The sequence below is a fragment of the Bradyrhizobium sp. UFLA05-125 genome (assembly GCF_059803515.1).
Genome location: NZ_JBANBJ010000001.1, coordinates 546665 through 562341 on the forward strand (window position 1 = coordinate 546665; position 15677 = coordinate 562341).

The window sequence follows — 15677 nt, forward strand, 5'->3', positions numbered from 1 at the left end:
CGAAACTATTTCGCGGTCAGTGACTTGGTAGGGTGTCCTTGCTTCTTACGATGGAACCCGTGATGCCTCGGCAATCCGCCAATGACAGCGAACAGATGGACCGGCGGACCAGCCGATCGATCTGCGACGCCATCGGCGAACGGCTCCAGCAGAGCCTTCGGCCCGAGCCGCGGCTTCCGACATATCTCGAGCACCTCGTGAACGAGCTGCGCAAGCGGGATCGCGACGGCGATCCCAACAACTAGAGCCCAAGAACTAGATCCCAGAATTAGGGGCAACAACGGGGTTGCGTTTGCCGCGCGCTGCGGTGACAAGGCCGCATGCTCACCATCACCGACCTTTCGATCCGCCTCGCCGGACGCCTCCTGATCGACGAGAGCTCCGTGCAGATCACGCCTGGTTCGCGCGTCGGTCTTGTCGGGCGCAATGGCACCGGCAAGTCGACACTGTTCAAGGTCATCCGCGGCGAGCTCGCCGCCGAGCATGGCGCGGTCGCGCTGCCGCCGCGCTGGCACATCGGCAGCCTCGCGCAGGAAGCGCCCGACGGCCCGGAAAGCCTGATCGAGGTCGTGCTCAAGGCCGATCTCGAGCGCGACGCGCTGCTGCGCGAGGCCGAAACCGCGCACGACCCGCATCGCATCGCGGAGATCCAGACCCGCCTCGTCGACATCGATGCGCATTCGGCCCCTGCCCGCGCGGCTGCGATCCTCTCGGGCCTCGGCTTCTCCGCCGCGAACCAGTTGCGCGCCTGCTCGGAGTTCTCCGGCGGTTGGCGGATGCGCGTGGCCCTCGCCGCGACGCTGTTTGCAGCGCCCGACCTGCTGCTGCTCGACGAGCCCACCAACTATCTCGACCTCGAAGGTACGCTGTGGCTGGAGGATCACCTCGCCCACTATCCGCGCACCGTGATCGTGATCAGCCACGACCGCGACCTGCTGGAAAGCTCGGTCGACCAGATCCTGCACCTGGACCGCGGCAAGCTCACTCTCTATCGCGGCACCTATTCGTCGTTCGAGGAGCAGCGCGCCGCCCGCGAACTGCTCGACGCAAAACAGGTCAAGCGCCAGGAGGCCGAGCGCGCGCGCCTGCAAGCCTTCGTCGACCGCTTCAAGGCCAAAGCCTCAAAGGCCCGCCAGGCCCAATCGCGCGTCAAAATGCTGGAGCGGCTGAAACCGATCACAGCCCTGGTGACGCAGGACGTGCACGAGATCAGCTTCCCGCCGCCGGAGAAGACGCTGTCGCCGCCGATCATCGCCGTCGACAACGTCTCGGTCGGCTATGATCCGACGACACCCGTGCTGAGCCGCGTCACCCTGCGCATCGACAATGACGACCGCATCGCGCTGCTCGGCGCCAACGGCAACGGCAAGTCGACGCTGGTGAAACTGCTCGCAGGCAAGCTCGCGCCGTTCTCCGGCAGGGTCACGCGCGCCGACAAACTGTCGATCGCCTATTTCGCGCAGCACCAGCTCGACGAGCTGAACGAGGATGCGTCCGCCTACGACCATGTCCGCAAGCTGATGGGCGATGCGCCCGAGGCCAAGGTGCGGGCGCGCGCCGGCGCGATCGGCTTTTCCGGCAAGGCGGCCGACACCAAGGCCGGCAAGCTGTCGGGCGGCGAGAAGGCGCGGCTGCTGCTGGGCTTAGCGACCTTCTTCGGTCCCAACATGATCATCCTGGACGAGCCGACCAACCATCTCGACATCGACAGCCGCGCTGCGCTTGCGGAAGCGATCAACGACTTTCCCGGCGCCGTCATCATGGTCTCGCACGACCGCTATCTGATCGAGGCCTGCGCCGAGCGGCTCTGGCTGGTCGCCGACCGCACGGTGACCAACTACGACGGCGACCTCGACGACTACCGGCGTGTGGTGCTGTCGGCGGCAAGCGCGGACAATGACCCGCGCGAGCGCAGCGCGCCAGCCGAGAAACCGCAGCGCGCACGATCGGACAATCGCGGCCCGCTCAAGAAGCGCATCGCAGAGGCCGAGGCCGAGATTGCCCGCGTCAGCGAGATCATCGCCAAGATCGACACCGCACTCGCCCTGCCCGACATCTTCACCCGCGATCCCAAGCAGGCCGCACAGCTCTCCAAAGCACGCGCCAACGCCGCCGACGCGCTCGCGCGCGCCGAAGAGCAATGGCTCGAGGCGAGTGCGCAGTATGATGAGGCGGCGGGTTAGAGGCTGCCTGCGGGGGCTGCCGCGGCAGGCTCACATCAAAAACTGAAAAACAACCCCATGCAAAGTAGAGGTGCTATCATACCTTAAGCGAACGCACTGGGCTTTGGCTACGCCGAAGGGCCGAAATCGCCGCTTCGGCGAAGCCGAGATGGGATTGTCCGAGTGCCCGGGCGCTAGTTCGCGTCCTGCGCGGCGCGGTATGCAGCCTCCAGTTTCTGCACATCGTCCGGCGAGAGCTTCGGCTCATCGAGCGCGATGGTCAGCTTGTCGATCTTGCCGGTGAACGCAAACGGGACCTTGTAATCGTAATCATCCACCGGCGTGCCGGTGTCTGCCCCGATGTCAAACGTCTCGTCCCATTGCAGGATCAATGGCACTGTACGATCCATGGCCTGCGTCGCCACCACTTTGCCGTCGACTTTCAGTGCGCCCGTGCCGCCGCGGCCAAGGCCACTCATGTCGTTGAACGCGAGCGTCGCAAAGCCCAGACCATCATACTTGAAATCGAACTCGATGGTGTGCTTGCCGGGCGACAGAGCGTCCGGGCTTTCCCAGCGGATCCGTTTGAGGTCAAGCAGATTCCAGACGAATACGGGCTTGCCCTTCAACAGGTACAGACCATACCCGCCGAAACGCCCACCGTTGGTTTGGATCATGCCCTCAGCCCCACCCTGCGGGACGTCGATATCGGCAGTGATGGTACAGGACGTGTTGAGCAGGCTCGGCGCGTCCCCATGGGGAATGCCGGTCACGGTCTCGCCCGAGTAGGTGAAGAGACGCCGGCCGGCCGCCGCGTTGGGTCGCGGAGCAACCAGGCGCGTTGCTACTGAGGCATCAAGCGGCAGCACCTGATACTTGGCAAACTCGGCAAACATCAGGTCGGTCATCTCGCGCACCTTGCCAGGATTGGCGGCGGCGACATCGGTCGATTGCGTCCAATCGTGCCGGACGTCATACAGCTCGAACTTGTAGGCGCTCGCGGGATCCAGGATTGCCTTTCCTACCAGTTCCCACGGTGCGCGAAGCGGAACGGCGCTGAGCATCCAGCCGTCATTGTACAGCCCCTGCACGCCGAACATCTCGAAATACTGGGTGTGATGCCGCGACGGCGCGTCTGCGTTGGCCTTGTCGAACGTGTAAGCCATACTCACGCCCTCGATCGGCTTCTGCGCGATGCCATCGACCATGACCGGCGCGGGAATGCCGGTCGCTTCCAGCAGCGTCGGCACGATGTCGATCACGTGACCGAACTGATTGCGGATGCCGCCCTTGTCAGTGATATGCCCCGGCCAGGAGATCGCCACGCCGTTGCGCGTGCCTCCAAAGAAGGATGGGATCTGTTTCGTCCACTTGAACGGGGTATCAAACGCCCAAGTCCAACCAACGGCCATGTGTGCATAGGTCTGGTCGGACCCCCAGACGTCGTACCATTTCATCTGATCGGCTACGGGCACTTGGACACCGTTGAACGACATAACCTCGCTCGGTGTGCCGAGGGGCGTTCCTTCGGCAGAAGCGCCGTTGTCGCCGCTGATGAAGATGATGAGCGTGTTGTCGAGCTTGCCCATGTCCTCCACGGCCTGGATGACGCGGCCGATTTCATGGTCGGTGTAAGCGAGATAGGCCCCATAGACGTCCGCTTGCCGGATGAAAAGCTTCTTCTCATCATCACCCAGCGCGTCCCACTTCTTGAGCAAATTGTCGGGCCACGGTGTCAGCTTGGCATCCTGCGGGATGACGCCGAGCCTCTTCTGGTTGGCAAAAATCTCGTCACGCAGCGCATTCCAGCCTTTATCGAAAAGGTGCATATCGCTGATTTTCTTGATCCACTCCGGCGTGGGCTGGTGTGGCGCGTGCGTGCCTCCTGGGCAGTAATAGACGAAGAATGGCAGGGACGGGTTGATATCATTCAACTGGGCTAGCCAGTGAATGGCATCATCCGCCATCGCGGTGGTCAGGTTCCAGCCTGGATGACCGACATTAGGGGAAATCGCGGTGGTGTTGCGGAACAGGTTTGGCTGCCACTGGCTGGTATCGCCACCGACGAAGCCATAGAAATACTCAAAACCCATGCCGCTCGGCCATTGGTCAAATGGGCCCGCTTGGCTCGCGGTCCAGTCGGGCGTGTTGTGGTTCTTGCCGAACCACGACGTGCGATAACCGTTTTCCTGGAGTATCCGGCCGATCGTCGAAGTATCCTTCTTGATGATGCTGTCGTAGCCGGGGAAACCGGTGGACTGCTCCGTGACCACGCCGAAGCCGGCTGAGTGATGGTTGCGACCTGTGATGAGCGCCGCGCGCGTTGGCGAGCACAGTGCCGTTGTGTGAACGTTGGTGTAACGCAGCCCGTTGGCGGCGACGCGGTCGAGCGTCGGCGTCGGAATAACACCGCCGAAGGTCGACGGCGCTCCAAAGCCAACGTCATCGGTCAGGATCAAGAGAACGTTCGGCGCGCCCTTGGGTGGCACTACACGCGCGGGCCACGCTGGTTTCGATTGCGCCGCGTTGAGACCGATCTCGCCTTCGAACCGCTGTGGCGGTGGCGGAAGGTAGCGACCGTCGATCGTTGTGGTGGCAGCGGGCGAACCTGCAGTACCCGCGGTCTGTTGCGCTGCGGCCGGCACAGTCGTGAACACGCACACTATCGCGGTCGAGAGTAACAGCGCCGATATTTTCATGACCATCTCCCTTGCTGCTACGCCTGCATCAGGGATGCAGATGGCGCTATCGCAACTGCTCTACCTTGGCTGCCATGTCGGGATATCGCGCGATCCTGTAGGTCGCGTTTTGGCATTTCAGAACCCATACCTCATGATCCGGGCCTGACCGCTTGGCGTCTCGCGTGGCGCGGAGCGCCCTGTCGCAAGCCATCCCTTGGCTGCGGATTTGGGCAGCAAGCATGTCCTTGGGCGTCTCGCCAGCGGCCCAGGCCGCGGATAGCCAACGCTCACCGCCCGACAGCACGCCGACGACGACAAGGAAAGTTAGGAATAGCAGATATCGAGACTTACTCACGACACGCCTCCCGTCCCATAAGACGCCGCCTTTGATGGCATTATCGAAGGCTTGAGTTCTCGGAATCGGATCCACCGCCTGGGCGTAAAAGGCTGGAACTTGGACACTGGTGACAGCGTGTCTCACGTTAGCTTTGATCTAGATCAATGGTGATCCGCGTGCGGTCGAAGTGTAAAAGCGTCCAACGAATCGCGGGGCGCGCTCGTCAGCAAAGTCGGTTGAGCGGATAAGACGTCATGCGAGCTCACGGAGCAATGCCTCGGCTCTTTTCAGGTCGAGCGTTTCGAAGCCTCGCTAAACAACCATAAGCTGGAGCGAGCACTTCGCGAGCGGCATCCTGCTGACCTTGATCGCGCAAGAGCGTCGCCAAGCTCGTTGCAGCACGCAATTCCCACGACTTTGCCCGTTGCTCTCGCGCGACGACGCGTGCCCTATCGAAATGTGCTTTCGCCTTCATCGGGACGGTCTGAGAGCGCCAGATTTCCGACTCAAGAGGTCATGAGCTCATCTGCACGCGCGGCACGCGGCACTTTTGACTTAGATCAAATGCGACACCTGGTTTGGAGCGCTTATCGAGGAAGATCGCTAAGTCCCTCCTTGACCGCGACAAATTGGTGTGTGGCACGAACTGCACATCTCAACGCCCGCGGTAGTCGATAGTTTTCCTGGATCGACGAAAGCCAAGGTTTCTCGATGTGCTGGGCCAAGATTCTCGGTCTCTCGCGCCTGCGTGCCTCAATGAGGCGCCACAGAACGACGAGACTCCTCTTGTGCGGCTTGCTGGGCCTTGGATCGCCAAGCCACGCGGACGAGGCGGCGAAGCACATTCTGATCCTGCATTCGTACAATTATACATTTCCAGCTACGTCCATGGCTTCGGATGGAGCGCGAGGCCGTCTTCTGGAGCGTTCGCCGCAGAAGATCGAGCTCGACGCCGAATATCTCGACCTCGCACGTTTTGCCGAGCCGGGTCACGAGTCCCTGATGGCCGACTTTCTTCGGGACAGATACATACAGCGGCGGCCCGACGTCGTGATGCTCATCGGCGGCGATGCCCTCCCCTTCGTCATAAAGCACCGGGACGATTTCGCTCCTCATGTTCCCGTTGTCTTTCTCGGCGTCTCGCAGCAGGGCTACTCCGCTGCAAAGCCGCCGTCTGACGTGACCGGCCACATTGTCGACCTCGACGCGAATTTGAATGGGACCATCGCTCTGGCCGAGCGTCTCCAACCGGACGCGCGTCGCCTCTTCATCATCGCAGGAAGCGGGCTTGTCGACCGCCGATGGCAACCGATCGCTCGAAGGGTAGTCGAGGCGCGAGATCACAAGGTTGAGACAACCTATCTGTTCGATCTACGCTACGATGAAGTCATCGCCAAGGTCGCCCAGATCCCTGGCGACGCGATCGTCATTCTCCTTTCGATGTTTCGCGACGGCGGCGGGAGGGCACTGATGCCATCCGAGGTCGCCGCCCAGCTCATCAAGTCTTCGTCGGCCCCGATTTATGCACCCTATCCCTATCCGGTGAGAGGCTTTGTCGGCGGGTTCAGCGAGAGCTACGAAGCAATGGGCCGCACCGCTGGCGACATCGCGCTCGAAATTCTTGCGGGCAAGGCCCCGGACACGATTCCCCCACGAACCAGCGCCGAAGCGGCCTATCGCGTGGACTATCAGGCCATGCAGCGTTGGGGCCTGAGCGAAAGCAATCTTCCGCCGGGCTCGGTGGTTCTCTTCAAGGAACCCGGCGTTTGGGAGCTCTATCATCGCTACATCATCGGAGCCGGCTCCCTCATCGTCCTCCAGTCGCTCCTCATAGCCGCCCTCATCGTGCAGCGGTCGCGTCGCTGGGCGGCGGAGCAGGACAATCGCTCGAAGGAGAACGCGCTGCGAACCAGCTACGAGCAGCTGCGGTACCTTGCCGGCCGGCTGATTCATGCGCAAGACGAAGAGCGTCGGCGAATTGCACGAGAATTGCACGATGATGTCGGCCAGCGCGTCGCCTCACTGTCAATCGGATTGAGCAGTCTGAGACGCCACCTCCCGAGCTCGCAAGAGCCGACCAAAGCCGAACTGACACGGCTACAGCGGCTGACAGTCGATCTGGCGGAAGATATGCGCGACCTCTCGCATGGTCTGCATCAAGGCGTGCTCGAACATGCCGGCTTGCCAGAAGCGTTGCGCGAACGCTGCGAAGAGATCGCCCGTGGCTCGAACACATCCATCGATCTCGATGTAGCCGAAGGCTGCACGGAGGTAAGGGACGACGTCAAGCTGTGCTTGTACAGGGTTGCACAGGAAGCACTGCGCAACATCGCGAAGCATGCCCATGCCCGTACCGGGCGTATTTCGGTCGCCCGCGAGGACGGTCAAATCGTGATGAAGATTGCCGACGACGGGGACGGTTTCGACGCTGACGCCTCCGGCAGCCAGTGCGGTCTCGGGCTCCTGAGCATGCGCGAGCGTGTGAGGATGCTGGGCGGCACGTTCGAGATCAAGTCGGCACCGAAGGCAGGCACCGTTGCCACCATTTGCATTCCAGCCGGAGGATCGCATTGAAACCGCGCGTGATTCTCGCAGACGACCATGTGATGGTCGCGGAAGGGCTGGGCCGGTTGATCAGCGAAGTCGCCGACCTCGTTGCGCAAGTCGGAGACGGAAAACAGCTCGTCGAGGCCGTGCGGAGATTGAAACCCGACATCGTCGTGTCCGATGTCACCATGCCAGTCATGAGCGGACTGGAGGCTCTTCGCCAGCTCAAGGCAGGAGGGTCGCAGACCCGCTTCATTTTCCTGACGGTTCATACCGAACCGCAGCTCGCGACGCAGGCGATACGCGACGGCGCATGCGGTTACCTTCTCAAGGCAGCCGCCGGAGAGGAATTGCTCGACGCGATCCGAGCGGTGATGGCCGACCGTATCTATCTGACGCCACACATCACCAAGGACGTGCTGCAGACGATGTCACGCTCCGCCGATGGCGGTGGGCTCTCGCTCTCCTCACGCCAGCTGGAAGTGCTGCGGCTGATCGCGCAGGGCAAGCGCATGAAAGAAATCGCGGCCCAGCTTGGGATTTCCGTGAGGACAGTGGAAGATCACAAGAGCCAGCTGCTTGCCGCACTCGGCGTCAAGAGCACCGCCGATTTGGTAAAATTTGCCATCAAACAAAGGCTCATTCCCGAGTGAGATGACCGGGAAATCCGGATCGACCACCCCGTGATTTCCACATCCCCCGCCTCGGCTTTCCCCGATGTGTCCGTCTGACTGAACGCGTAGCCTCACGCGCACTCAAGCCGATTGCCACAAGCCGAGACGAACATGCGGCAAGTACGTGTCATCTTGGCAGAGGATCATCCCGACATGGCTCGACACCTGCAAGCTTTGCTCGATTTTCGATATGCCATCGACATCGTTCCAAACGGGCAGGCCCTGATCGCGGCCGTGAAGCTCGATATTCCCGATCTCATCATCAGCGATGTCGCAATGCCGGGCATCAGCGGATTGGCAGCGGCGCGCCGCATTCTGGAGCTGCATCCGCAGATTCCAATCATTTTCGCGACCGTTCTGGATGAGCCGGCCATCATCAGGCGAGCGCTCGCCGAAGGCGCGCGCGGCTACGTCGTGAAATCCGATGCGGGCGACGAGTTGGCCGATGCGGTCGAAACGGTTCTCGCAGGCGGCCAATACATTTCGTCTTCGGCGCGTGCCGTGCTTGGCGGCGGGCTGAAAAGTGACTGAGAGCAAAAGACATCCAAGCCGACAAAAGAGGGCTGCCGATAAGGCGGTGGAGCAGACCGAGAGGCACGGCGAATGATCAATCCCCTTTTGCAGGGGTCGCGACTCCGTGGTCTCGCGGGGATGACCGCGCACGAACCCCGTTGCCCGTCACCGGAGCCGGCACTTCGAGATGCGAGCACAACGCCGATGCTGACGACTGACCACAAGGGCATGACCTTTATCCCCGGTGGCACGTTCAGGATGGGTTCGAACCGGCACTATCCGGAGGAAGCTCCTGTGCACCGCGTCGCAATCGATCCGTTCTGGATCGATTGTACGCCGGTTACGAATCGTCAGTTCAAGGCGTTTGCCAAAGCGACGGGCCACGTCACGTTTGCTGAAATCCCGCCCGATCCGAAGGACTATCCGGGCGCATTGCCCCATATGCTCTATGCCGGCTCGCTGGTTTTTGTGCCTCCCCCGCGACCGGTTGACCTCCACGACTGGAGCCAATGGTGGACCTTCATGAAAGGTGCCGATTGGCGCCACCCTTACGGTCCGAAGAGCAGTATCGCCAATCTCGACGATCATCCTGTGGTGCACGTCGCCTACTCCGATGCGCTCGCTTATGCGCAATGGGCCAGCAAAGACCTACCAACGGAGGCTGAATGGGAATTCGCTGCGCGAGGGGGCCTGGATGGCGCGGAGTTCGCCTGGGGCGACGAGCTCACGCCGGGGGGCAAGCACATGGCCAACACCTGGCAGGGCAGCTTCCCGCATCAGAACCGCGGCGATGATGGCTTCGCATTCACCTCGCCGGTCATCGCTTTCCCGCCCAACGCCTATGGCCTCTACGACATGATCGGCAATGTCTGGGAATGGACCGGCGACTGGTACACACCAAGGCACGAAGCCGATGCGCCGAAGGCCTGTTGCATTCCAGAGAACCCACACGGTGGGTGTCAACAGCAGAGCTACGATCCCTGCCAGCCCAATATCAAGATTCCGCGGAAGGTGTTGAAAGGCGGCTCGCACTTGTGCGCGCCGAACTACTGCCGCCGCTACCGCCCGGCCGCTCGCCACGCTGAGCCGGTCGATACCTCCACGACCCATGTCGGATTTCGTTGTGTCATCCGCGAAAGGAGCGAAGCATGAGTGCGAATAGCGATCAAGACGCAATCAAAATGAAGGATGCCCCCCTGAATCGACGCCGCATTCTGCTGGGTAGCACCGCGCTTGCAGCGACCTCCGCGCTTGCAGCTGCCGGGCGGATCCAGGTGGGCGAGGCACAAGCGCAACAACCCGCCCCGTCCGGACAGCGGCCGAATATCCTCGTCATCTGGGGTGACGATGTCGGATTAGCCAACGTCAGCGCCTATTCGTTCGGCCTGATGGGATATAGGACGCCGAACATCGACCGTATCGCCCATGAAGGCTTGATGTTCACCGACTACTACGCCGAACAGAGCTGCACCGCGGGACGCGCATCGTTTATCACGGGCCAGTCCGGTCTGCGCACCGGAATGACCAAGGTTGGCCTGCCCGGCGCGGCCCTCGGCCTGCGTTCCGAGGATATCACCATTGCCGTGGCGCTCAAACCGATGGGCTACGCCACCGGCCAGTTTGGCAAGAACCACCTCGGCGATCGCAACGAATTCCTGCCAACGATGCACGGCTTCGATGAATTCTTCGGCAACCTCTATCATCTCAACGCCGAGGAAGAGCCTGAGCGCGAGGACTATCCGAAGGACCCCTCGTTCAAGGCCAAATTCGGGCCGCGCGGCGTGCTCAAATGCAAGGCCACCGATCGCGACGACCCAACCATCGATCCGCGGTTCGGCAAGGTCGGCACGCAGACCATCGAGGACACTGGCCCGCTTTCCAAGAAACGAATGGAAACGGTCGACGACGAGACGACCAACGCCGCGATCGACTTCATCAAGCGGCAGGTACAGGCCAACAAACCGTTCTTCTGCTGGTGGAATGCCACGCGCATGCATCTCTACACGCATGTGCGGCCGGAATACAGGGGACGCAGCGGTCTGAGTGAATACATCGACGGTATGCTCGAACACGACGGGGACGTCGGGAGCCTGCTCAACACACTGGACGATCTCGGCATCGCCAACAATACCATCGTGATCTATGGGACGGACAACGGCGTACACATGAACTCGTGGCCCGACGGCGGGATGACGCCGTTCCGCAGTGAGAAGAACACCAATTGGGAAGGCGCCTACCGCGTTCCTGCGATGATCCGCTGGCCAGGCCGCATCAAGCCGGGACAGGTCAGCAATGAAATCTTCGCCGCACTCGACTGGTTCCCGACGTTGCTGGCCGCGGCCGGCGAGCCTGACATAAAGAGCAAATTGCTGACCGGCTACGGCTCGATGGGCAAGACGTTCAAGGTCCATCTCGACGGCTACAATCAGTTGCCGTTCCTCACTGGCCAGCAGGACAAATCCGAGCGCAAGGAGTTCTTCTATATCAACGACGACGCCGAGCTCGTTGCGATACGCTATCAGAACTGGAAGGTCGTGTTCTGCGAACAGAAGACGCCCGGTACCCTCGATCTTTGGGGAGAACCCTTTGTCTGCCGGCGGTTGCCCAAGCTGTTCAACTTGCGAACGGATCCCTACGAGCGCGCGGATATCACCTCAAATACCTACTACGACTGGACGATGCAGCGGGCATTCCTGTTTGTCCCCGCGCAAGCGTTCGTGGCGCAGTTTGTCGCGACATTCAAAGACTTCCCGCCACGGCAAAAGCCGTCAAGCTTCAGCGTCGATCAGATCATGAGCCAGTTGGAGAGTGCGCACGGCGGTTGAAAGCCGCAAAACAGAGCGCCGACCCGCGTTAGGCCGGCCGGCGCTCCCACGGGAATCCGGTCGACGGGAGATCGCCATGACCGCCAGCGTGCAGCAAGCGACCCGGCGCAGCACGCAGCATCGGCCTACACCAGAAATGGATGCGAGCTCCTGGCCATCAGCGAGAGCAAGCTCAAGCGGAAGCTCGAGGAAGCTGATCCCTTGCTCCGATACTGGGGCGACTATATGCAGCGTCCATTCCCGGTACCCAAGGGAGAGCCGGCCGCTTCTGATAGCCACCGCAAATCATCAGGTAATCCGCGAAGCTGAGGCAGGCCGCATGTACGTCGATCAAGACTTCATCGGCCGCGGGTCGAGGTTCAACCGCCTCACCGAGGCTCAATGCGCCGATTCCATCGAAGCCATTGCAGAGTACCGCGCGCATGTATTCCTCCGCCTTCCGCGGTCCAGCCTCCGGCAGCCCCGGCTCTCTATGTCCTTCCAAGCTGTACCTGCCGATCAACGACAATCCAGATGGCACGGCCGACCGCGAGCAGGTTCTCCTCTTCACCGAACAGCGCAGCTTCGGCGATGAGACGGCGGCCCTCGCTGCCAATTTTCCAGGACGTCACCACGCATCGCTCGCCCGGACGTGGTCGGCCGTCGATGCGCACGGAAAGGCGCCCGAGCAGGATCGGCAAGACGCCGAAGTTCCCGGTTTCGGAGTCGCACTGGGATACGTAGCCGGTCGGACAATCCAGTGCAGACCACACGAACTCGGGCGCAACCAGGCCATCGGCGGCGGTGAGAGAAGCGTCGGGCGTCCAGGGTACAGCAAAGGCCCCGCCGCCGTTTTGTCGGACCAGTGGTCCTGCGAAAAGCCTCAGCCCGTCGCCCGGCGCCCGGTCAGGCCCGCAAACGAAGCACATCGGCAGAAAATGCTCGTGCGGCTTGACCGGGGTTCGTTTCTCCGCCTCAACCGCCTCGGCGTAGGTCGCCCTCTCAATGCGGCTGACGTCCAGCGTTACGGCCCGGCCGATCGCTATCGTCGCCGTGCCCTGGCGAAGCTCCCATGCCCCCGTCTCGACCTCAACACAATCAAGCTCTGTCTCCAAGGGCGGTGGAGCGCGCAATGTTACTTCCGCGGCACCGGCGATTTGGCGCGCCAGCATCCCACAGACATAGCCGCCGTTGCCGGAATTCGGCGGACCACGAAAGCGACGCGGGATCGTCATCGTCTGCATGGCATCCCCACTTTCCCGGACCGCGCCCTCCCCCTCGGACACAGGCTATTATCCCAGACGTAGGTCCATGAAGGCCGGCCGAAGGTTCAAATCTCCCCGGTTGTCCATCCCATGACCGGCGTCGGTTCGTCTACGACCTGCCGGAGAGCGTTGCTTGCCCCGCTATCAGAAATCGAACATGCGGAGCTGTTGCTTGCTGACCTGGTCGGCCGGGTTGATCGACTGCGCCTTGCGGAAATCGGCGATTGCATCAGTGCGGCGCTGCTGCGCTTCATAGGTGAGGCCGCGATTGTCGTAGGCTTCGACATAGGACGGATTGAGCTGGATCGCCTGCGTGTAATCCGCAATCGCCTGGTTGCGGTCGCCCTTTACGACATAGGCTTTGCCGCGGGAGTTGAAAGCGTTGAAGTCTTTCGGGTTGATCGCGATCGCCCGGTCATAATCGGCGATCGCGTCACCGATCTTGCGCAGCCCCACATTGGCATTGCCGCGATTCCAATACGCCACGCCGTTCCTTGGATTGATGCTGATGGACTGATTATAGGCGGCGATCGCACGGCTATATTGTTTCAAACCTTCGTAGGCGACGCCGAGACAGTTGTACCCGCCGGAATTGTTGGGTTCGCGCTTGATGACCTCGCTGCAATCCGGAATGGCCAGATCGTATTGGAAATTGTTGCTGTAGGCGACGCCACGCGAGCTGTACAGCCAAACCAGATTTGGATCGAGCTTGATGGCCTCGCCGTAGTCCGCGATCGCGGGCTCCCATCCACCTTTTTTCGTGATCAACCTCTTCCTGAAGAGCGCTTGACCCCGTTGGCCCAAATCAAAGGCGGATTTCGGATCGATGGTCACCGCCTTGGTGAGATCGGCGACGGCCTGGTCGAATTCGCCCTTTTCCGTCCAGGCCATGCCGCGACGGGCATAGGCCCACGCCTCTTTGGGATCGAGCCTGATCGCCTCGGCGTGGTCAGCCAGCGCCGCGTCGTAGTCGTGCAGACCGTAATAGGCGACGCCACGATCGTTGTAGGCCCTGCCATATTTCGGATCGATCTTGATCGCCGCGGTGCAATCCGCGATGGCCGCGTCGTGGTCCTCTTTGCTCTCGTGAGCCTCGCATCGGTGCGCAAAGGCCCAGGCGTCCTTCGGGCTGAGCTTGATGGCCTCGCCGTAGTCGGCGATCGCTCGGTCGTAGTCCTTCCTGTTGAACGAGCCGCGCCCCCGATTCTTGAACGCCCTGACGCGTTCGGCCACCGGCTCGCTCATATCGTCGATGACGCGGCTGCATGCCGCGCCTCCGACATCGGGCTTGTCGGCGCTGGCGGCGCACCCGTCCCGATCGACCGGCGCAGCGGCCCGCGCCGGCATGGCGAGCAGGAGCGCCACGCAAAGGAGCAGTCCACCTGATCCGCGCGCTGCCATGCTGTTCTCCTCCGCCAGGCGCTCCGGCGCGAACGTCTGACGTGACTTTATCCCCAACGGCAGGCCATTTGCCATCGGCAACCGATGTCCGCTGTGGGCCCCACGAAATGGGACGCCTATCGCGCGGTGCGACCAAGCTGGTCCACCGCGGCCAGCCATAGTGCTACGGTCTCTGCTGACGCATTCCGATCGACCGCTTCGGGACGCACCGCTGTATGTACCATCACCAGCTTGGTCCCGGGATCCACAAAGATCATCTGGCCGCGGATGCCGAGCAACACGAACCGGCGTTCGCCGCCGGGCAGTAGCCAGACCTGATAGCCATAGCCGTAGTACTTCGTGGCCACACCAGGTGCGAGATGGACGTCGGCTGAACTCACCGTCGTCGCATCGATCAGCCATTGGTGTGGAATGACCTCGCGCCCATTCCACACGCCGTCATGCGCCAGCAGGCGTCCAAAACGGGCGTAGTCGCGCAACACGGCGTTAAAGCAGCAAAAGGTCACCTCTTGGCCGGTACCGTCAATCGCCCACGAGGCATCGGCTTCGGTGCCGATCCGCTGCCATATCTTCTGACTGAGGTAATCTGCGACTGGAGTGCCGGTCACCGAGCGCAAGATGAGGCCAAGGATTTCGGTCTCGGAACTGGCATAGTGCCATCGCGTATCAGGCGGCGCAATGCGGGTATTGAACTGCGCGATGCTGACCACGGGGGCCTTGCCGGGCCGGCCGAACAGATCGCGCCCGAGGCGCGCAATATCGTCCTGCCCATCGTACCGCTCTTCGAAGCTGACACCAGAGGACATGTGTAACAGCGCACGGATCGGCGTCTTACCGTACTCAGTACCTGCGAGTGCGGTGACATAGGTCGCGACGTCGTCGTCGATCGACTTGATGACACCGTCGGCCACAGCGATGCCGATCAGCATCGCAGTAATGGTTTTCGCCATCGACTGGGAGAGAAAGCGATCGCGGTCCGATCGCGCGTATTGATAATGTTCGTACAGAATAGTGTCGTCCCTGGCGATCAGCAGTCCGGTCGTCGGCTGCCGGGCAAGATAATCCGCGATCGTGCGGCGCTCGCCGTCGAAGCTGTAGTAAATCTCGGGCTCGGTGGCGCGCTGAAACGGCCAGGATGTGGCTGCACGCGCAACGACGCGCGCCGGTGTCAGTTCGTCAAAATGGCTATAGGTCGCCACGAGATGCCGCATCTCTGCGCCAGTCGACAATGTGCCAAGGGGATATCCCTCGTCAGCGCCGTAAGCGGCCGCATCATGACCGGTGTTCGACAAG

Annotated in this window: 12 protein-coding genes; 7 read left to right on the forward strand and 5 right to left on the reverse strand. The window is 61.7% G+C overall.

All coding sequences use genetic code 11. The features are described 5' to 3' along the window. Window positions 1–62: 62 nt before the first annotated feature. Together SO156_RS02715 and SO156_RS02720 are read left to right on the forward strand one after the other, a co-directional pair. A complete protein-coding gene (locus SO156_RS02715) occupies window positions 63–245 on the forward strand; it encodes a hypothetical protein (RefSeq protein ID WP_458150557.1) in 183 nt (60 codons plus the stop codon). Between the two features lie 75 nt (window positions 246–320). After that, a complete protein-coding gene (locus SO156_RS02720; protein ID WP_498533735.1) occupies window positions 321–2183 on the forward strand; it encodes an ABC-F family ATP-binding cassette domain-containing protein in 1863 nt (620 codons plus the stop codon). A gap of 173 nt (window positions 2184–2356) precedes the next feature. Here SO156_RS02720 and SO156_RS02725 read toward each other — a convergent pair whose 3' ends face one another. Next, the gene (locus SO156_RS02725; RefSeq protein WP_498533736.1) at window positions 2357–4861 is read right to left on the reverse strand and encodes an arylsulfatase; all 2505 of its coding nucleotides are present in this window, start codon (window positions 4859–4861) and stop codon (window positions 2357–2359) included. Between the two features lie 46 nt (window positions 4862–4907). After that, window positions 4908–5198 carry a hypothetical protein gene (locus SO156_RS02730; protein WP_458150554.1) on the reverse strand — a complete coding sequence of 97 codons (291 nt, stop codon included), beginning with the start codon at window positions 5196–5198 and terminating at the stop codon, window positions 4908–4910. Between the two features lie 984 nt (window positions 5199–6182). Between SO156_RS02730 and SO156_RS02735 the strand changes: the two genes are divergently transcribed. The 5 genes from SO156_RS02735 (at window position 6183) to SO156_RS02755 (ending at window position 11739) form a co-directional block, all read left to right on the forward strand. After that, window positions 6183–7754: a sensor histidine kinase gene (locus tag SO156_RS02735; RefSeq protein ID WP_458150553.1), complete on the forward strand. Its 1572-nt coding sequence runs from the start codon at window positions 6183–6185 to the stop codon at window positions 7752–7754. Continuing rightward, the gene (locus tag SO156_RS02740; protein WP_498533737.1) at window positions 7751–8380 is read left to right on the forward strand and encodes a response regulator; all 630 of its coding nucleotides are present in this window, start codon (window positions 7751–7753) and stop codon (window positions 8378–8380) included. The genes SO156_RS02735 and SO156_RS02740 overlap by 4 nt, the downstream gene beginning before the upstream one ends. Before the next feature lie 132 nt (window positions 8381–8512). Further along, window positions 8513–8932 carry a response regulator gene (locus tag SO156_RS02745; protein WP_458150552.1) on the forward strand — a complete coding sequence of 140 codons (420 nt, stop codon included), beginning with the start codon at window positions 8513–8515 and terminating at the stop codon, window positions 8930–8932. Window positions 8933–9118: 186 nt separating this feature from the next. Further along, on the forward strand, window positions 9119–10066 hold the full coding sequence (locus tag SO156_RS02750; RefSeq protein ID WP_498533738.1) for a formylglycine-generating enzyme family protein: 948 nt from the start codon (window positions 9119–9121) through the stop codon (window positions 10064–10066). Beyond that, window positions 10063–11739 (forward strand): arylsulfatase, encoded by a 1677-nt coding sequence (locus SO156_RS02755; protein ID WP_498533739.1) that lies wholly within the window; start codon window positions 10063–10065, stop codon window positions 11737–11739. Before SO156_RS02750 ends, SO156_RS02755 begins: the two co-directional genes overlap by 4 nt. 470 nt (window positions 11740–12209) lie before the next feature. On the opposite strand, the gene SO156_RS02760 is transcribed toward SO156_RS02755, so the two are convergent. The 3 genes from SO156_RS02760 to SO156_RS02770 form a co-directional block, all read right to left on the reverse strand. Next, a complete protein-coding gene (locus SO156_RS02760) occupies window positions 12210–12962 on the reverse strand; it encodes a hotdog family protein (protein WP_498533740.1) in 753 nt (250 codons plus the stop codon). Between the two features lie 165 nt (window positions 12963–13127). Then, window positions 13128–14384 carry a tetratricopeptide repeat protein gene (locus SO156_RS02765; protein WP_498533741.1) on the reverse strand — a complete coding sequence of 419 codons (1257 nt, stop codon included), beginning with the start codon at window positions 14382–14384 and terminating at the stop codon, window positions 13128–13130. Between the two features lie 116 nt (window positions 14385–14500). Continuing rightward, window positions 14501–15595 carry a serine hydrolase domain-containing protein gene (locus SO156_RS02770; RefSeq protein ID WP_498533742.1) on the reverse strand — a complete coding sequence of 365 codons (1095 nt, stop codon included), beginning with the start codon at window positions 15593–15595 and terminating at the stop codon, window positions 14501–14503. Window positions 15596–15677: the final 82 nt, after the last annotated feature.

Coding starts and splice junctions, on each gene's coding strand:
- SO156_RS02755 (WP_498533739.1), top strand. CDS start 10,063: ATGAGTGCGAATAGCGATCAAGACGCAATCAAAATGAAGGATGCCCCC.
- SO156_RS02750 (WP_498533738.1), top strand. CDS start 9,119: ATGCTGACGACTGACCACAAGGGCATGACCTTTATCCCCGGTGGCACG.
- SO156_RS02720 (WP_498533735.1), top strand. CDS start 321: ATGCTCACCATCACCGACCTTTCGATCCGCCTCGCCGGACGCCTCCTG.
- SO156_RS02715 (WP_458150557.1), top strand. CDS start 63: ATGCCTCGGCAATCCGCCAATGACAGCGAACAGATGGACCGGCGGACC.
- SO156_RS02770 (WP_498533742.1), bottom strand. CDS start 15,595: ATGCGGCATCTCGTGGCGACCTATAGCCATTTTGACGAACTGACACCG.
- SO156_RS02745 (WP_458150552.1), top strand. CDS start 8,513: ATGCGGCAAGTACGTGTCATCTTGGCAGAGGATCATCCCGACATGGCT.
- SO156_RS02765 (WP_498533741.1), bottom strand. CDS start 14,384: ATGGCAGCGCGCGGATCAGGTGGACTGCTCCTTTGCGTGGCGCTCCTG.
- SO156_RS02725 (WP_498533736.1), bottom strand. CDS start 4,861: ATGAAAATATCGGCGCTGTTACTCTCGACCGCGATAGTGTGCGTGTTC.
- SO156_RS02735 (WP_458150553.1), top strand. CDS start 6,183: ATGGCCGACTTTCTTCGGGACAGATACATACAGCGGCGGCCCGACGTC.
- SO156_RS02760 (WP_498533740.1), bottom strand. CDS start 12,962: ATGCAGACGATGACGATCCCGCGTCGCTTTCGTGGTCCGCCGAATTCC.